15 protein-coding genes are annotated in these 19071 nt (G+C 48.3%); 9 read left to right on the forward strand and 6 right to left on the reverse strand.

Going from position 1 to position 19071, the window contains the following annotated elements; genetic code table 11:
• The first annotated feature begins 92 nt into the window (after positions 1-92).
• Positions 93-1448, forward strand: a complete 1356-nt coding sequence (locus D9T21_RS02400; protein ID WP_206427218.1) for a CsgG/HfaB family protein — start codon at positions 93-95, stop codon at positions 1446-1448.
• On the opposite strand, the gene D9T21_RS02405 is transcribed toward D9T21_RS02400, so the two are convergent.
• On the reverse strand, positions 1445-2896 hold the full coding sequence (locus D9T21_RS02405) for a TrkH family potassium uptake protein (RefSeq protein ID WP_123323563.1): 1452 nt from the start codon (positions 2894-2896) through the stop codon (positions 1445-1447). The two genes, D9T21_RS02400 and D9T21_RS02405, sit on opposite strands and share 4 nt — an antisense overlap.
• A gap of 90 nt (positions 2897-2986) precedes the next feature.
• On the reverse strand, positions 2987-3643 hold the full coding sequence (elbB, locus tag D9T21_RS02410) for an isoprenoid biosynthesis glyoxalase ElbB (protein ID WP_123323574.1): 657 nt from the start codon (positions 3641-3643) through the stop codon (positions 2987-2989).
• A 394-nt stretch (positions 3644-4037) separates the two neighbouring features.
• Between elbB and polA the strand changes: the two genes are divergently transcribed.
• Positions 4038-6809 (forward strand): DNA polymerase I, encoded by a 2772-nt coding sequence (gene polA, locus D9T21_RS02415; protein WP_123323564.1) that lies wholly within the window; start codon positions 4038-4040, stop codon positions 6807-6809.
• A 451-nt stretch (positions 6810-7260) separates the two neighbouring features.
• Here polA and yihA read toward each other — a convergent pair whose 3' ends face one another.
• Positions 7261-7893 carry a ribosome biogenesis GTP-binding protein YihA/YsxC gene (gene yihA, locus D9T21_RS02420; protein WP_123323565.1) on the reverse strand — a complete coding sequence of 211 codons (633 nt, stop codon included), beginning with the start codon at positions 7891-7893 and terminating at the stop codon, positions 7261-7263.
• 171 nt (positions 7894-8064) lie between these two features.
• Here yihA and D9T21_RS02425 point away from each other — a divergent pair, with 171 nt between their 5' ends.
• The 4 genes from D9T21_RS02425 (at position 8065) to D9T21_RS02440 (ending at position 10693) form a co-directional block, all read left to right on the forward strand.
• Positions 8065-8688: a c-type cytochrome gene (locus D9T21_RS02425; RefSeq protein ID WP_105935448.1), complete on the forward strand. Its 624-nt coding sequence runs from the start codon at positions 8065-8067 to the stop codon at positions 8686-8688.
• 336 nt (positions 8689-9024) lie between these two features.
• Complete coding sequence (locus D9T21_RS02430; protein ID WP_206427219.1) at positions 9025-9660, forward strand: class I SAM-dependent methyltransferase; 636 nt, start codon at positions 9025-9027, stop codon at positions 9658-9660.
• A gap of 62 nt (positions 9661-9722) precedes the next feature.
• The gene (gene yihI, locus D9T21_RS02435; protein ID WP_123323567.1) at positions 9723-10211 is read left to right on the forward strand and encodes a Der GTPase-activating protein YihI; all 489 of its coding nucleotides are present in this window, start codon (positions 9723-9725) and stop codon (positions 10209-10211) included.
• Between the two features lie 2 nt (positions 10212-10213).
• Positions 10214-10693, forward strand: coding sequence for a DUF2489 domain-containing protein (locus D9T21_RS02440; RefSeq protein WP_105935445.1), 480 nt, complete (start codon positions 10214-10216; stop codon positions 10691-10693).
• Here D9T21_RS02440 and D9T21_RS02445 read toward each other — a convergent pair.
• A complete protein-coding gene (locus tag D9T21_RS02445) occupies positions 10657-11244 on the reverse strand; it encodes a DNA-3-methyladenine glycosylase I (RefSeq protein WP_123323568.1) in 588 nt (195 codons plus the stop codon). The two genes, D9T21_RS02440 and D9T21_RS02445, sit on opposite strands and share 37 nt — an antisense overlap.
• Before the next feature lie 184 nt (positions 11245-11428).
• Here D9T21_RS02445 and glyQ point away from each other — a divergent pair, with 184 nt between their 5' ends.
• The 3 genes from glyQ to D9T21_RS02460 all read left to right on the forward strand — a co-directional run bounded on the left by glyQ (position 11429) and on the right by D9T21_RS02460 (position 14909).
• Positions 11429-12334, forward strand: coding sequence for a glycine--tRNA ligase subunit alpha (gene glyQ, locus D9T21_RS02450; RefSeq protein WP_123323569.1), 906 nt, complete (start codon positions 11429-11431; stop codon positions 12332-12334).
• 3 nt (positions 12335-12337) lie between these two features.
• Positions 12338-14407 carry a glycine--tRNA ligase subunit beta gene (gene glyS / locus D9T21_RS02455; protein ID WP_123323570.1) on the forward strand — a complete coding sequence of 690 codons (2070 nt, stop codon included), beginning with the start codon at positions 12338-12340 and terminating at the stop codon, positions 14405-14407.
• Positions 14408-14471: 64 nt separating this feature from the next.
• Positions 14472-14909, forward strand: coding sequence for an early set domain-containing protein (locus D9T21_RS02460; protein WP_105935441.1), 438 nt, complete (start codon positions 14472-14474; stop codon positions 14907-14909).
• Between the two features lie 83 nt (positions 14910-14992).
• Here the strand turns inward: D9T21_RS02460 and D9T21_RS02465 are convergent, their stop codons facing one another.
• Complete coding sequence (locus tag D9T21_RS02465) at positions 14993-17671, reverse strand: M14 family metallopeptidase (RefSeq protein ID WP_123323571.1); 2679 nt, start codon at positions 17669-17671, stop codon at positions 14993-14995.
• A 191-nt stretch (positions 17672-17862) separates the two neighbouring features.
• Positions 17863-19071, reverse strand: a 1209-nt coding sequence (ltrA, locus tag D9T21_RS02470) for a group II intron reverse transcriptase/maturase (RefSeq protein ID WP_123323532.1), incomplete at its 5' end; no start/stop codon positions are given.

Genomic DNA, 19071 nt, shown 5'->3' on the forward strand with positions numbered 1-19071 from the left:
GTGAGGTTAAGTATATAATCACTAGAACGTTTTTACTGAAACGTGATACCCCATCGGTTTCCTTAATTGTTAGTATTATATGAGAGGGATCCGTGAAAACTATCAATTCAAAGGTTGTAAAACCGTTCAAGCAAACCCCTATTAAATCACTGAAACTGTTAACTATTGCCAGCGCTTTGGCTTTTCAAACGGCATGTATGTCGACCAACCCGATGATGGGCGGTAGTGACAGCACCGTTACCGGCGCCGCTGGTGGTGCAAATGCATCGGAAAACAATACTGCTCTGGAAAAATGCGATACCCCACTGGGTACCGCTTCGATATTTGAAGACACGACCTTGCCCTGGTGGCAGGATTACCGCAGAACCTACCCTAAAGTCGGTAGTACAGTTCCTATACTTCGCCTGATGATTCAGCAATCAAACTGCTTTGTTATTGTTGAGCGTGGCCGGGCAATGAACGCGATGAACAGAGAGCGTCAGCTAATGCAATCAGGTCAGCTGCGCAGCACCAGTAACATTGGTGCAGGTCAGATGGTTGCCGCCGATTACACGGTAAGTCCGGAAATCATGTTTGCCGAAAAAACGGCCTCAGGAAAAGCTATCGGTGGTGCGTTACTGGGCGGCCTGGGTTCCCTTGTGGGTGGAGCTTTTGACAAAAACGAAGCTGCCACCACATTAATGCTAATCGATAACCGCTCAGGTGTGCAGCTCTCGTCCTCGTACGGTTCATCGTCGAACTATGATTTTGGCATGTTTGCCGGCATGTTTGGTGGAGGCGTTGGCGGTGCAGGTGGCGCTTACTCTAAGACACCCGAAGGAAAAATGCTGACAACCGCATTCGCCGACTCGTTTAATAACATGGTGAAAGCTCTGAGAAACTATAAAGCTCAGGAAGTCGAAGGAGGCCTTGGAAACGGTGGCTCTCTATCGGTGAGTGGTGCACAGGACGCTAAGCCACAAACCCAGCCAATTCCTCAGGAGCCAAGCCCGCCGCTGGTATCAACAGCGGTTTATGTGGAGCCTACGCCAGCATCGACTTCTGTGAATAGAAGTAAAAGCTATAACTTTGATATAGACGAATATGACGAAGATGCTTTTAATCAGTATTTTGAATGGCTTAAAAATACCGGCCCGTTAGTAACGGCATTTGCCAGCTTTGATCCTGAAAATAACAGCAATGCATTTGGCGGTATGTCCATTTCTTCGGTTGCAACAATGCTTCTTGGTCAACTGGATACTTATCGTATCGAGTTAGAGGCCTGGCCGTATGAAGCTAGAGCTGAAGCCTGGCGTGTTATGGGAAAACGTATCGAGAGCCACAGCAAAATATTCGAACGGAATCGTCAAATGGCGTTGAAAAACGAACGGTTATCAGAAGACGTTCGTTATATGATTTCTGATATCCAGCTTGTTACCAAGGAAAACTTATTTCCTGAAGGTATCTAACCGCGCCAGAACGTAGGCGAGAACAATACCAGTAGGGAAAAGACTTCCAGTCGACCAAACAGCATGGCGGTAACCAATAACCACTTACCGCCATCGCTGACATCGGCAAAGGTACCTGCAACCGAACCCAGCCCCGGGCCAAGGTTGTTTAAGGTAGCGGCTGTCGCAGTGAAAGCAGTAATATTATCCAGCCCGGTAGCAATCAAACCTATCATAATCACCACAAAAACTATCGCGTAGGCAGAGAAAAAGCCCCATACCGCTTCGACTACCCTGTCTGGCATCGCCCGTTCCCCGAGCTTAACAGAGTAAACAGCCTTTGGGTGGATCAGCCGGTCGATTTCCCGTTTGCCTTGCAGAAACAGCAGATAGACGCGGATCACTTTGAGACCGCCACCGGTGGAGCCGGCGCAGCCACCAATGAAGCTGGAAAAAATCAGCAGGATAGGCAGAAATGACGGCCAGTTTGCAAAGTCGGTGGTAGCGAATCCGGCAGTAGTACTAATCGATACGGCCTGGATAACGGCCTGATCCAAAGCTTCCTCGGCGTCGCTGAAGTGATTGTGAAAGACCAGCACCATAAAACACACGCTGATCAGTGCCGCCTGAATAAACAGGAAGGCCTTTAATTCCGGATCCTGCCAGTATCCTTTTAATGTCCGGCCGCTGGCCGCAGCGTAATGCAGCGAAAAGTTAAAGGCGGCGATAATCAAAAACAGTGCACAAATGGCGTTAACCACCGGGCTATCAAAATAACCCAGGCTGGCATCGTGAGTAGAAAACCCACCAATGGCAATGGTCGAAAAGGAATGGCAGATGGCGTCGAACCAGTTCATCCCGGCGAACCAGTAAGCCAGTGTGCACGCAGTGGTCAGTGATAAATAGATATACCAGAGATGCTTGGCAGTATCGGCGATCCGTGGGGTCATTTTAGAGTCTTTCACCGGCCCGGGGGTTTCGGCCCGGTACAGCTGCATTCCCCCTACGCCCAGGATAGGCAGAATAGCCACCGCCAGCACGATGATCCCCATACCGCCCAGCCACTGTAGTTGCTGGCGGTAAAACTGTACAGAGTGGGGCAGAAAATCAATCCCTTCAATCACCGTTGCCCCGGTGGTAGTTAAGCCCGAAAACGATTCAAAAAACGCATCGGTTACGGTCATAGAAGGTTGTTCAAGAAGAATAAACGGAATAGCACCGAAACTGGCCAGTACCGACCAGAATAACACCACAATCAAAAAGCCTTCACGGGCTCTTAAGTCCTGGCGATGACTGCGATTGGGATACCAGAACGCGCAACCGGTCAGAATACACAGTATAAAGGCCAGGAAAAATGGCAAGCCACTACCGTCTTCGTAAATCAGAGAAACGATCGCTGGTGGGATCATAGTGACTGAAAACAGTGCAACCAGTAACCCTAAAATACGAATGATAGCGCGATAATGCATTATAGTATGTTGGCTATTCTTTATGTTATTGAATTGATGCAGCTCTCACTATATAGCGAAAGCTACATACAACCAAGAGACACTTCAGTATTACGACTGCATTGCAAACACTGCCTGCACCATCTTATCAAGCCCTTCCCCTACTTCCAGCAGGTTCTGGCCAAGCATATAGGCAGGCGTTGTAACCAGTTTAGCTTCGCTATCAATAATAACCTCGGTCACTGCGCAGTTTTGGTGTTTGATGCCAAATTGCTCCAACGCTTCTGCGGTACCGGCATCATTACCAATGGTCAGGTTTACGCTGTTGCCATACACCTTTGCAGCCAGCGCCGGCGCAATGCAGGCATAGGCAGCCGGTTTTCCGGCATCGGCAAAAGCTTTACAAACTGTCAGTACATCAGCGTCAAAATCGCAATCAGCACCATCTACCGCGAAGGTGCACAGATTTTTAGCCGCGCCAAAGCCGCCCGGTAAAATTAACAAATCAAAGTCGTCAACATTGCACTCCGTTACGGCCTTAACCTCGCCCCGGGTTATACGGGCAGACTCCACCAGTACGTTACGTGATTCCCCTTCTGCCACTTCTCCTGTCAGGTGATTAATAACGTGCAGCTGCGGCTTGTCCGGAGCAAAACACTGGTAACTGCCACCGTGTTTTAGAATACTTTGCAGCGTTAACACGGACTCATGAATTTCGGCGCCGTCGTAAACGCCACACCCGCTCAGAATTACTGCTACTTTTTTCATGATCTTGTCTCCATACTGTGTCTTTTCTGGCTTATGCAATTTCATTTTATGAATTGCCTTTAACCAATAAAAATTTTATCAACCAAAACTAGGATTTCTACTGGTATATGCTAAATTATCCTTTGCACCAGCGCCTGCCTAAATAATAGACAGTTTGGTTATCCACAATAATATATGGAAATAATAAAGCAGGATAGAGTCTGCAAAACTTTTATTTTTCCCTTACTTTTCATAAAGATCTGCTACCAATATCGTAGCGATCTGATCGCGCCGTTTTCACGTTGATCACATTAGATCACAAAGTTATCCACAACCATTGGGATCGCAGTAGTAGCCATCGCCATAGGTGTATGGCATGCTTCGCCACAGACCATAGCAAGAGAAGATTTTAATCATGTCATCCCCTTCAAAGCCCCCGTTTATCCTCGTCGATGGGTCGTCATACCTGTTCAGAGCTTTTCATGGATTGCCACCACTGACCAACACCAAAGGTCAGGACACCGGCGCGATCTATGGCGTGATCAATATGCTCAAAAGCTTGATCAAACAGTACAGTCCAACGCATATTGGCGTGGTATTCGATGCCAAAGGAAAAACCTTTCGGGATGACATCTATCCGGAATATAAGGCTAACCGCCCTCCCATGCCGGATGAGCTGCGCTCGCAAATAGCACCGCTGCACGAAATTATTAAAGCCATGGGCTTACCCCTGATTATCGAAGACGGCGTAGAAGCCGACGACGTAATTGGTACCCTTGCCCGTCAGGCCGGTGAACAGGGTATAGATACCCTTATCAGCACTGGTGATAAAGACATGGCTCAGTTAGTCAATGAGCATGTAACGTTAATCAATACCATGAACAACCAGTTGATGGACGTTCAGGGTGTGCAGGATAAGTTTGGGATCCCGCCAGAGCTGGTGATCGACTTCCTCGCACTTAAAGGGGATAAAGTCGACAACATTCCTGGCGTACCGGGAGTTGGCGATAAGAGCGCCCAGGGACTATTAAATGGTATTGGTGGCATTGAAGCCATCTACCAAAACCTCGACAAAATTGCCGATTTGGGTTTTCGAGGTGCCAAAACGCTGGGCAAGAAAATGGCCGAGTTTGAGGAACAGGCCCGTTTATCCTACAAACTGGCAACCATTGATGTAGACCTTAACCTCGACTATTCGCCACAAACCCTTACCCCGGAACAGGCTGATAACGACAAACTGGCCGATCTGTACAGCGAATATGAATTCAAGCGCTGGTACACCGAAGTCACCAGCAGCCAGGCCACAACAGCCGCAGCAGATTCAGACAGTCAAAGTAAAGAGATCGGTGAAGAAGAAGTTGCCGCTGCTGATATTGAAACGGACTATACTACGATCCTCGATGAAGCCACATTCGATCAGTGGTTTGAAAAAATCCAACAGGCCGACATTGTTGCTTTCGATACCGAAACAACCAGCCTCGACTATATGGAAGCCGAGCTGGTAGGGATGTCTTTTTGTATGGAGCCTGGCGTTGCCGCATACCTGCCGGTTGCTCACGATTATCCGGATGCACCGGAGCAGCTATCCAGAGACTGGGTACTTCAGCAGTTAAAACCCTGGCTGGAGGATGCCTCCCGGATCAAGGTTGGCCAGCATCTTAAGTACGACAAAAATGTACTCGCTAATTACGACATAACCCTTGATGGCATCGGCTTCGATACCATGCTGGAGTCTTATGTTTTAAACAGCACTGGTAGTCGCCACGATATGGATACCCTGGCGCAAAACTACCTCAACCATCGCACCGTTCATTATGAAGAGATCGCAGGTAAAGGCGCTAAACAGCTCACCTTTAATCAGATCGATCTGGAACAAGCCGCCTTTTATGCCGCAGAAGATGCCGACATCACCCTGCGTTTACACGAAGTGCTGTGGCCAAAGGTAGCCGCCGAAGACACCCTGAAGAAAATCCTCCAGGAAATTGAAGTACCGCTAGCCTCTATTCTGGCCCGTATGGAACAACAGGGTGTACTGATAGACAGTCAGCAGTTAAGTCAGCAAAGTCAGCAACTGGCTACCCGCATCATGGAACTTGAAAAAGAAGTGCATGAGATGGCCGGCGAAGCATTTAATCTCGGCTCCACCAAGCAACTGCAACATATACTGTTTGAGAAGATGGAATTACCGGTGGTTAAAAAGACGCCTAAAGGCGCGCCTTCAACTTCAGAAGAAGTATTGCAGGAACTGGCACTGGACTACCCTCTGCCGGCGCTGATTATGGAATACCGCGGTCTGACCAAGCTTAAAAACACTTACACGGATAAGCTGCCAAAGATGATTAACCATCGCACCGGCCGTGTTCACACCTCTTATCATCAGGCCGTTACCGCCACCGGCCGGCTATCGTCTACGGATCCTAACTTACAGAACATCCCTATTCGTAACGAAGAAGGCCGCCGGGTACGTAAAGCCTTTATCGCCCGCGAAGGCTACAAGATTGTGGCGGCCGACTACTCTCAGATCGAGTTGCGGATTATGGCTCACTTATCCGGCGATAAGGGCCTGCTCGACGCCTTTGCCCATGGCAAGGATATTCACCGGGCAACGGCCTCTGAGGTATTTAATGTAGCTGAGGATAATGTCACCGATAACCAGCGTCGCAGCGCTAAAGCAATTAACTTTGGTTTGATCTACGGGATGTCTGCTTTTGGTCTGGCTAAACAGTTACATGTGAGCCGTCAGGAAGCCCAGGAATATATGGATCTGTATTTCAAGCGTTACCCCGGCGTGCTCGATTATATGGATCGTACCCGTGAATTTGCCAAACAACATGGTTATGTCGAAACCGTATTTGGCCGCCGGTTGTATTTGCCGGAAATCAAATCGAGCAACGGTGCGCGTCGCAAAGGTGCCGAACGGGCGGCCATCAATGCCCCCATGCAGGGCACGGCTGCCGACGTAATAAAAATGGCGATGATTCAGGTGGATGACTGGATCCGCAGCACCGACAGCGACGACGTAGTGATGATCATGCAGGTGCACGATGAACTGGTATTTGAAATCAAACAGGACACCCTGGATACCAACGTGGCAACCATTGTAGAACTAATGGAACAGGCAGCAACGCTGTCGTTACCACTGAAAGTAGAAGCCGGAAATGGCGAAAACTGGGAAGAAGCACACTAAAAAGGTAATTAGCTTTCAGAAAAAACGTAACAATTGCTGAATATTACGGCAAGTCACCGGTTACATAAGTAATAAAATTACATTTTTGACTTGCCGTTTTCGATTAGCTTAGGTAGTCTTACCACTGTAGGGTACAGAGGTGAGAAATCATTTTTCAAACCTTTGATTTGAGCTCCGGTGTTTACCGGAGCTTTTTTTATGTCTGGAATAAAACTGCAGGCGGGCCTGTTCAAGCTGTCCGTAAAGTATTTCTACCTTCCTCAACGCTCCTGAACAACGATTTTTTCACGCTTAAAGTACTGATAAATAAAAAGAATAAAATTAATTTAAAAATAAATGAATTATTTCTGAACTTTCGGTGTGATTACGTACTCTTATAATCGGTTTTTTTATGTGTTTTCTCTCAGTCCTTAGCCCCATTCTATGAATGGGGTTATTTTTTTGTGCGCTACTAATCAGCGCCTACTTCCACATCCGCCGGCTCATCTTTGATCAGACCAAACCATTGGTTCAGCACTGCTTCAAATTCAGGTAAACCGTGTTTATTTAAGGCTGAAAAAGTCTGCACAGTGACGTCACCACAAAATGCCAGCGCGGCTTCCCTGGCCATCAGTAATTGCGCTTTGCGTTTACCGGATTTTAGTTTGTCGGCTTTGGTTAATAACGCCAGAACCGGGATCCCGGCGTCCACTGCCCAATGGATAAGATCCTGGTCGATATCTTTGTAAGGATGACGAATATCCATTAGTACAACCAGGCCCTTCAGGCTTTTTCGCTGTTGTAAGTACTCACCAAGGGAACGCTGCCATTTTTGTTTCATGGCCAGCGGTACTTTGGCATAACCGTATCCGGGCAAATCCACCAGGCGCTTATCGGCTTCCAGCTCAAACACGTTAATAAGCTGAGTGCGGCCTGGGGTTTTACTGGTTCTGGCCAGGTTTTTCTGCCGGGTCAGTGTGTTTAAAGCGCTGGACTTACCGGCATTCGACCGTCCGGCGAAGGCGACCTCAATACCGCTATCATCTTTAAGATGCTTAATGTCGGGTGCGCTGGTAAAAAATTTTGCTTTGCTGTAATAACTCATGGGGTACTCATAATGTCAGAACGTCTGCTACATTAGTCGTAGTTCAATATTAAACCGATGTTATTCCATAGTTTTAGCATGGAATAGGTTTTTCTGACGCGTTAAATGTGTAAAATACGCATGATATCACGTATATCACATCAGCCGTTGGATCCTTGTAAGAGAAAAATTATGAAAAAACTGTGTTTGTTGGTTTGTTTAACCCTTGGGTTTACCACTTCTGTTACTGCCGAAGGAGACCCTGAAGCTGGTAAAGCAAAATCAGCTGTCTGTGCTGCCTGTCACGGACCTGATGGAAACAGTATGATCGATATCAATCCTAAGATTGCCGGTCAGCACCAGAACTACCTGGTAAAACAATTAACCGAATTCCGCTTAGCCTCTTCTACCGGTGGCGAAGAAGGTCGTAATAATGCCGTGATGAACGGTATGGCTGCCCCGCTGAGCGATCAGGACATTGCCGATCTGGCGGCTTACTTCTCAAGCCAGGAAGCAACACCGGGCTCTACCCCGGAAAACTTTGTTGAGCCGGGCGAAGCACTGTACCGCGGTGGTGATGCTGAACGTGGTGTTACAGCTTGTATTGCCTGTCACGGCCCAAGTGGTAACGGCATGCAATTAGCAGGTTTCCCTGATATCAGTGGTCAGCATGCTGCCTACACTACAGCTCAGTTAAAAGCCTTCCGCGCCGGCGAACGTCATAACGACATGAACGGCATGATGCGTGACGTAGCCTCTAAACTGACTGACGAAGACATCGAAATCCTGGCGAATTACATCGCGGGCTTACACTAAAATTTTCCGTACTGACTAAAGCTTACGCGTCATTGTTAATAAAATGTAACACGCAGTGTTGTAATTTATTACAGTTCGTGTAAGCTAGTTTGCGTCGTGAAACCTGTTGTGAAACAGCCCGACAATAACAACAAAAATAAAAAGTCAGTCCACGGATGAATTTATAAAGTGTCAGGAAGACCCAGAACAAAAAATGCTCTGTGAAAAAGAACAATAAGGGGAGCACTGCAGGAAAGCCAGCCGCACAGAGAAGTGCACTAACGGGAGAGGTGTCATCTGACACTCAATTAACAAGGTGATGGTGTGATACCATCACCTTTTTTATTGCAGTAAATCATGTTTAATTGCCCACTTTGCCAGTCTAAACAATACGTTCAGTTTCATCAGGATAAAAAGCGTACCTACTTTCGCTGCAATCAGTGTCTGTTGGTGTTTGTTGATCCGCAATTCTTACCAGACCCGGAACAGGAACTGGCTGAGTACCGCCTGCATCAGAATAGCCTCGAAGACGAAGGCTACCTACGCTACCTTAATCGTTTAGTAGACTGTGTAACGCCACATCTGAATACGGATGCTAAAGTGTTGGATTATGGCTCAGGCCCCTGCCCGGCACTGGCGCACTTACTTAACAAAGCGGGCTTTAATGCTGATTGTTTTGACCCCTTTTTTGGTCCGGATAAAATCCCCGGCACCAGCTATGATTTGATCACGGCGACAGAATCTATCGAACATTTCCACTCACCGGCGACAGAATGGCAGCGCTGGATGGAGCTACTCGCACCCGAGGGCTGGCTGGCCATCATGACCAAGCGGGTACTGAGTGCCGAAAAGTTTGCCAACTGGCATTATAAGAACGACCCCACGCACGTCAGCTTTTTTTCTGTTGAAACCTTTACCTGGCTGGCCCGGGAGTATCAGTTAAATGTGATCTTTCCCGACCGCGACATTGTATTGATGCAGAAGCTCGCGTAATAACGCGTTATAATGGTAGCTATTAAACACTGCACCAGAGCGCAGGAGCTCGACAAAATATTATGGCAAAAAAGAAAAAATCCAGAAAGGTAGGCTTGATTGGTGTTCGTAAGAACCCTGATCATGTTAATACCAAGTCTTCTGAACGGCCTAAAAAGCACAAAGGCAAAGCCCCGGGTAGCCGACATAACGTTGAACAGAAGAAGGCAGATAAAGCCGCTTCCAATACCAACAAAGACCCGCGCTTAGGCAGTAAGAAACCGGTGCCACTGATCAAATCAGTACCGGCTAAGATTGAAAAGCGCAAGTTTGCTACCCCGGCTGAAGAGTTAGCGGCCATTGAGGCTGATGATCGTCTGGCTAGTTTACTGGATAAACTCGATGACGGTGAGAAGATAACCAAAGAGCAGCAGCACTATGTGGATACCACTATGGCTCGCCATAAAGTGTTGTGTGACCTGATGGGTATCAGTGATGACGAAGAAGAGGAAGACGAAATTGACGATTTAGATGCACTCGATGCATTGAAACTGGACGACTACGAGAAATAACTATGCTTTGGATAATTCTGGTTAGCATTGGTCTGCTGATCATCGCCGGGCTGGGTGTTTACGCTGGCAAACTGGTTTTTCAGTTACAGCAGCAAAACGCTCGCCAAAAGGATGCCCGTGAAAAGCGCCTGGTAGTGATGTTTGAAAGTATTCACACCATTGCCAGAGCAATGCAGCAACAACAGTGTAATGTATCAGAAGGTACTATACGTATCTGCCGGCTACTCAGAGCACTCCCGGAAGAAGCACGCGACTATGCTGGTGAATATCCGGCTATTCATACACTGTTTACCGAAGTCAGCGGCTTCGCCATTTTAGAAGACCGTAAAGCGTTATCCAAACAGCAGCGCTTCAATGAAGACAAAGCCAGGGAAGCAATCGAAGAGCAACACGAAACGCCGGTTTTAAAAGAGCTGCCGGCTATTATCGCCTACTGTGAAGAGCGCTATCCGCAGTTAGCCAATTCCCGCACACTTTCGTAACAATGACAGTCTGTGGTGTGGTCGTTGACCATGCCCACAGCCTGCATAAATGCATAGCAAATCGTCTCGCCAACAAATTTAAAACCCGCTTTTTTGAGTGCCTTTGCCATCGCCTTTGATTCTTCAGTACTGGTAGGCGCGTCGCGAAAATCCTGCCACTGATTAACCACGGTTTTATGGTTAGTGAATTGCCAGATAAAGTCACTGAATTCGATGCTTTCAGTAAGGGCCAGATAGGCTCTGGCGTTAGTAATAATGGCATTAATTTTTGCCCGGCTGCGAATAATCTGTGGATTTTGTAGCAATCGCTCTACATCGTGGTCGTTCATGGCGGCAATTTTTACCGGGTCGAACTGATGAAAGGCTGCTTCAAACCCTGCCTGTTTTTTTAAAATCGTAATCCAGCTCAGGCCAGCCTGCTGACCATCCAGACACAATTTTGCAAATAGCTGCTGTGAGTCATATTCAGGCCGCCCCCACACTTCATCATGGTATTGCTGATAAATCGGGTCGTCCGACACCCAGCCACACCGAATAACACTTTTACTCATTTTTCTCTCCTGTAATGGGACAACCCTAATACTCCTCGCATAGCTACGCCAGTTTTGTTGGAATAAACCGGACTTTTTAGTCAACAAGCAGGTAATTAAGCCGCCCTAGGCCTACATTCATGGCCTGACAAAATGTATACTAACCCACCTCTTTAAGTCATCAGTCAGTTATAGTCGTTAATGTATGCCTAAGTACGATATTAAAACATTTCAGGGCTTGATCCTTGCCTTACAGGATTACTGGGCCAGACAAGGTTGTGTGATTATTCAACCACTGGATATGGAAGTTGGAGCAGGTACCTTTCACCCTATGACGTTCCTGCGTTCGTTGGGCCCGGAGCCTATTAGCAGTGCTTACGTGCAACCAAGCCGACGCCCTACTGACGGTCGCTATGGTGAAAACCCTAACCGTCTGCAGCATTACTACCAGTTTCAGGTCATGCTCAAGCCTTCTCCGGATAACTTCCAGGAGCTTTATTTAGGCTCGTTAAAAGAGCTTGGCTTCGACCCACTGGTGCACGACATTCGCTTTGTAGAAGATAACTGGGAATCACCTACCCTGGGTGCCTGGGGTCTGGGCTGGGAAATCTGGCTGAATGGTATGGAAGTGACCCAGTTTACCTACTTCCAGCAAGTGGGTGGCCTTGAGTGTAAACCTGTTACCGGTGAGATCACTTATGGTCTTGAGCGTCTGGCCATGTATATCCAGGGCGTCGACAGCATTTACGATCTGGTCTGGACTGACGGCCCAATGGGTAAAGTGACCTACGGTGATGTGTTCCACCAGAACGAAGTGGAGCAATCCACCTATAACTTTGAATATGCCAACGTTGACGTCATGTTCAGAACGTTTGATGAGTGCGAAACCGCTTGTCAGATGCTGATTGAAAAGAATCTGCCGTTACCGGCTTATGAGCAGGTAATGAAAGCATCCCATGCATTTAACCTGCTGGATGCCCGCCACGCGATATCTGTTACGGAGAGACAACGTTACATCTTACGCGTAAGAACCCTTGCCAAAGCCGTTGCACAAGCTTATTACAATGCCCGTGAAGAGCTTGGTTTCCCGCTGTGTAAGAAGGAGCAGTAAAAGGTGCGCACCGAAAATTTATTAGTTGAACTGGGTACCGAAGAGCTACCCCCGAAAGCCCTTATCCAACTGGGCTCAAGCTTTGCCGATAACATCAAAGATGCGTTAAGCGCAGCAGAGCTGGGTTACAGCAATGTTCAGTGGTTTGCCGCGCCGCGTCGTTTGGCTGTGTATGTTACAACCCTGGCCGAATCACAGCAGGATAAAGTGGTAGAAAAACGCGGCCCTGCCGTCTCTGCCGCCTTTGACGCAGACGGCAATCCAACCAAAGCCGCCATGGGCTGGGCCCGCGGTAATGGTATCAGTGTTGAAGATGCTGACCGTCTGGTTACCGATAAAGGTGAATGGCTGATGTACAAGGCCGAAGTAAAAGGCCAGAAGATTAGTGAGCTGCTGGAAGACATTGTCAGTCAGGCGATTGCTAAACTACCAATCCCTAAACCAATGAAATGGGGTGACTACAACACCCAGTTTATTCGTCCGGTACACACGCTGTGTGCGCTTTATGGTGATGAACTGATTGATATCGCAACGCTTGGATTAAGCAGTGCCAGAACAATTCAGGGCCACCGTTTCCACGGCGAAAAAACCTTTGAACTGGATCACGCTGATAATTACCAGAGTGCGTTGAAAGCCCATTATGTTGTAGCCGATTTCGCCAGCCGCGCAACCAGCATTGCTGAATCACTGAATGCTAAAGCCGACGAACTGGGCCTGATTGCCGATTACGATGAAAGCCTGTTAAACGAAATCGCAGCATTGGTTGAGTGGCCGGTGGTGTTGCAGGCTGGTTTCGACGAAGCTTTCCTGGAAGTGCCAAAAGAAGCCCTGATTTACACCATGAAAGGCGATCAGAAATACGTGCCTTTGCTGAATAAAGACGGCTCTTTATCCAATAAATTCTTGTTTGTTACCAATATCGAGAGTCACGATCCGATTCAGATTATTCACGGTAACGAAAAGGTCATCCGCCCGCGCCTTGCAGATGCCGAGTTTTTCTTTAATACCGACAAAAAGCAATCTCTCGAGTCACGTTTAGCTTCTCTTGAGTCTGTGCTGTTTCAAAAGCAGTTAGGGACTTTAAAAGAAAAATCGGATCGCATTGCGGCGTTATCGGGTTACATTGCCGATATCATTGGTGCAGATAATGCCCACGCGCAACGTGCCGGTCTGTTATCAAAAACCGATCTGATGACTGACATGGTCATGGAGTTTCCGGATGTTCAGGGCGTTATGGGTAAATACTATGCTCTGCACGATGGTGAGCCAGCGCCGGTTGCCAATGCGTTATACGAGCAGTATTTGCCACGCTTTGCCGGCGACGAATTGCCTGAAGCGCCGGAAAGTGCTGCAGTGGCACTTGCTGATAAGTTCGATACGCTGGTAGGTATTTTTGGTATAGGCCAGTTACCTAAAGGCGATAAAGACCCGTTTGCGCTGCGTCGTGCTGCCATTGGTGTATTACGAATTATCACCGAAAAATCATTACTGATTGACCTTCAGGATGTGGTTGCTAAGGCCGCTGAGATTTACGGTGATAAGCTTACCAATCAGGACGTCATCGAACAGGTGGTCGATTTCGTATTAGGCCGCTTTAATGCCCTGCTACACGATCAGGATGTGGAAACCGATGTTATTCAGGCCGTTTCTGCCCGTCGCCCTACACAGCCAACCGATTACTTAGCGCGCGTTAACGCTGTTGCCGGCTTTAAGCAAAATGAGGCCGCTGAGGCGCTGGCCGCTGCCAACAAGCGGGTAGCGAATATTCTTGCCAAGAATAACGTTGAAGGTGATCAGAAAGTTGATGAGGCACTGCTGTCAGAAGATGCAGAAGTCGCCTTGTATAACGATATTAAAGCGATTCAGGACGGTATTCACAGCCATGCGGCTAATCGTGAATACACTGAAGTACTGGCTCAGCTGGCAACGTTACGCCCTAGTATCGATGCTTTCTTTGATAACGTAATGGTGATGGCCGACGACCCGGCAGTAAAAACAAACCGCCTGGCGTTGCTGTTATTACTGCGTAGTCTGTTTATCACTACCGCAGACATTTCGTTATTAGCCAAATAACAATAAAGTACATTAAAGGGCACCAGGCGTGCCCTTTTTTATTTTCTTTAGTTTGGAGTCAATCATGCAAAAACGTTGGCTAGCTCTGCCGTTATCCCTGTTGATGACAGCCTGTACGCAAACCGGTCAGTACCCCGTCTTTCAGGAAAAACAGCCAGAAATTGTATTTTCAGACTGGTACCTGCGTGGTGTATTTAACTGGTGGGAAGCCAAACCGGCTTATCAATTACAGCGCGGTAGTAATGGCTGGTACGTGGATGTTGAACTGATTGCCGATGAGCAGCCCTACGACTTTAAGTTTTCCAATGCCAACTGGACAACCGGTCAAACCTGTGGCGCCAGTTATAAAGGTCTGGCCATTGCACTTAAACAATCCATGTCGCTAACCTGCGGCGCAGAAGCCGCTAACATGCGCTTTACGCCACCTCGCACTGCAACCTACAGATTCACGGTGAAAGGCAGCCCGAATACCAGTTTGATGCTGAATATCACCGCCCTTTAAGCGGGAAGCAAATATAAAAAAAACGGCGACTCAATATTCAATTGATGTCGCCGTTTTTGCTTTAAGGCTATTGATGATTAACGTTATCGTAGCGGATAGGCATGAGCTGAGGCGCGGAATATGCTGTTCATAAACATCACATTTAAGCCGTCAAGATAAGCTCTGACTGTTGGCTCCTGGGTATAAGCGATCACCATCCCCCGTCCCATAGGCTGGTGGATCAGAAACGGCTTATAAGCGCTCTGCGTTTTAAACTCATCCCAGATATAACCACTGGCTACCACTTCCTCCTGGCCCTTAAACCAGGCCACGTTTTTACCGGACTCCAGTTTGATTGGGCTGTAAATATCGTTTCCGGTGACCATAGCCACCACTTCGGGATTCACCCCTGCGGTAAGCCAGTGCTCCTGGTCAACTTCAACCCGGGTCAGAATACCCGCCACATAGTCTGGTAGTTCCTGCTCGTTTTCTATGGCGTTAAGGAAACCTTGTCGGTTTTCGATGGTGGTACCCTCGACCACGTCACCATCACCCTGTGCGGTTACGTCTTCGTCTTTTAAGGCATACTCGCGCTTTACATCCAACAGTCCAACATTCTCGCTGGCTGCCCACTGAGTCGCATTGGCTATGGTAATTAATACACCGCCTTTGCTTACCCAGTCTTTGAGGTTTTCTGCACCGCCTGCCCCCAGATGTCTGGCGTAGTTACCGGAAGGCAGAATGATAACCTGATAATCACTGAGGTTAGCCCAGCTCATATTGCCGGCGCGGATAGCCGTGACCGGATAATTAAACTGCCGCTCAATGACAAAACGCAGACTGCCTGCACTTAGTGAGCTGGTAGGTTCATCCCATGCCATGGCGATTTTCGGTGCGCTCATGCCTGCCGTGTTTTCACTGCCAAAGCTTGGCCCTTCAACCACCCAGCTGGTATCCACCCCCACTACTCTGGCGCCAGTCTCCGTGGCAATCTGACTGATTTGCTCTGCCAGGTTTTTACCGTTTTGCGCAACTTCTACAATCAGGGTACCGGCAGGATAGCTACCCGATTCCATCTTAAAGGCCTGGTCTGCACTCTTAACCCGGATGCCTGCACGCAGTGCCGCCGTTAAGAACCGCCCTGCTGACATATCGCCCCACGGCACAAGGTAGGCCACCTTGGCATCGGCATTAACCAGTTCGGATTGCAGCGGCATATCAGCGGTGATCATCTTGCCTTCTACTTTTACTGCATCGTCACAGCTTTCGGTATCAACATTAAACATTAAAGGCAGAGACCAGCCGGTGACATCATAAATCTGATCGCGAAGTTTATTGGCCCGGCGGCGCTCCTGTTCAGCTACAAAGGTTTTATCCATATCCACCTGCTGGGTAAAGGTGGTCTTGGCAAACAGTCCTCGTGGCTGGGCGGTATCAATAATAAATGCGCCAGCCTTATAGCGCTCACCGCACGCTCTAAAGCTCTCTGATGCCTGTTTAACCTCGACACCATGCTCAGCCATTAATGTGGCTAATCGATGCGTTGCAGCCCTGTCTCTGACGTTTGGCAGAATAAAGGTACGCTCGTCATCATCTTTGCCCGCTTCAATCGCTTTTTGTTGATAAAGATAAAAGTCGCTGAGGATTTTTTCACGATGTTCTGCGGTGGTTTCGGCCGTTGCCATGGACGCTACGAAATGGCGCTGCACTGTATCGCGGTATTGCAAAATACTGCCATCCAGCTTTTCAAATTGCTCACCCCGGGCAGACGCAACCTCATAAGTTGCCGCAGAAGCACCATAGAAAGTTGGCCAGCTGTCACCGTAGCCAGGATAAAAGGCATCAAACACTTCCCGGGTGTAGTAGCTGAAGCCAAATTGGTCGAAGTATTTTGCGTTGTTCTTACCGATGGTAACGTTATTGTCCAGCTGCTCTTTCTGCATATGAGGGTTGATAGGCTGCGCAGCAGGCACAAAGAAGTAACTCGAGTCGCCGCCCATTTCATGCAGATCGATGACCACAGTGGGTTTGTATTTGTTAATTACACGAATGCGCGCTTTGGTTTCAGGCTGGGTGATAGCCAGCCAGTCACGGTTCATATCGAATAGATAATGGTTGGAACGTCCACGCGGCCAGGGCTCGTTGTGCTCAGCGCTCAGGCGGTCGGTACTGTGCTCCATCCCCACTGTTGCATAATACTGATTGATAAAGCGCATACGGCCATCAGGATTTTGCATTGGGTCGATAAACACCAGGGTGTTATCAAGGATATTTTTTACCATGGGTTGATTAGTAGCGGCCAATAAATGGTAAGCCGTTACCATTGATGCATCCGTACTGGAAATTTCGTTGCCGTGAACACCGTGCTCCAGCCAAACTGATGAGGGCAAAGAAGCAATTAGTTTTTTGGCTTCACTGGCAGAGGTAGTTCTTGGGTCAGCCAGACGGTTCATGTTTTTAGCAAATTGCTCAAGGTTGGCGAGGTTTTCTTTAGAACCGATTACCGCGTAAATGAGCTTGCGCCCTTCCCAGGTTTCACCGAACTCCACTACTTTGATATTGTCAGGCGCAGCAGCCTGTAGTGCATAATAGTATTTTAAGGTATCAGCATGGCTGGTAATCAGCTCACCCAGTTCATAACCGAGCACATCCTGGCTGGTAGGAATGCTGGCGTTGTATTGGGCAGCTGGCCACATTTCAAAGGTGTCTTGCTCGGCTAAAACCGGCGAGGTAAAACCCAGTGATGCAGTAATAGCAGCTGCAAGTAATAGTCGTTTTTTCATTATTATCAATTCCGCAGTCGGGCTGTATTGTTAGATGTTCACTGTAGCTATGTTTGTATCGGCTGTCATGATCATCAGTCATGCATAGCTGCCTGTTATCGAAAAGCCATATCGAGTAGGGTGAGGCGTCTCCGCCTCATCCCTCTCACAGAACCGTACGTACGGACCTCGTATACGGCTCATGTACTGGTTTATCCAGCGTAAATGCTGGGCACATTCCCCGTTCTAACATCTCCCAGATTCACCAGTCCTAGTTCGTTGAACCAGCTGTTTGGCATCGCGTAGCTTGCTAACGGGCTTCTTGCGCTTCGCCAACTCGTCATGTTCATGCAGATGAACTTGCCTTTGTATCCTCGCTGTCGTAGCCAGCGATGCAGGCGGCTCGCCTTCTTCCATAACTTAAGTTGAACGCTTCGCAGTCTGCGTCTTAGCCAACTCGCAATTTGTTTGAATGCCCTGCTAGCATCGGCAATCCTGAAGTACTGGCTAAACCCTCTTAGCAATGGGTTCAGTCCATTGATGACACTTTGCAACGGTTTTCCTCCATTGCGTTTTGTCATCTGCTTTAGCTTCCTTCTGAACGCCGCCAGTTTCTTCGCTTGAATTCGGGTATGTTTTGTCCCGATTTCCACGCCAAGGAACCTGACTCCCGCATCACTGTGCGTGATATGGGTTTTCTCTGTGTTCACTGTCAGCTTCAGTTTACCTTCAAGGATTTGTGTCGCTTGTCGCTGCGCATTCTCTGCCGCTGAACCACTCCGACACAAGATAAGAATGTCATCAGCGTAACGCACTATGCGGTGGCCACGCTGTTTCATCTCCTCATCAAACGCATCCAGATAGATGTTCGCTATCAATGGGCTGATTACCCCACCTTGCGGACTACCTGCCTCTGTCTGCTGCCAATGCCCATCAACCATTACCCCACTTGTTAAGAACTGACTGATTAAGTTCAGCACGCTACCATCTCGTACCCGTCTTTTGATGCTTTTCAGGATAAGCCTATGGTCCAGCTTATCGAAGCACTTCGACAGATCCATATCCACCACGTGTCGTCGCTCATATCGACGGATGAACATTGTGGCTTTATTGATGGCATCATGACAGCTCCGCCCCGGTCGATAACCAAAGCTTGATGGATGGAACTGCTCTTCGAAAATGGGACTCAGGATATCAGTCAAACTTTGTTGAACGACTCTATCCCGTACTGATGGGATCCCCAGTAACCGTACTCCCCCCCCTTCTTTCGGGATTTCCACCCGCCTGACCGGTTGAGGGGTATAGCGTTTGGTTTCGAGTTCGAGGCGTAATTGCTCAAGATTATCATCCAGATTCGAGGCGAACTCGCTCAGGCTCTGCCCATCTGTTCCGGCCGCGCCTTTCGCTTTGAACACCTTTTT

Source organism: Marisediminitalea oceani, from assembly GCF_003731635.1.
GTDB lineage: Bacteria > Pseudomonadota > Gammaproteobacteria > Enterobacterales > Alteromonadaceae > Alteromonas > Alteromonas oceani.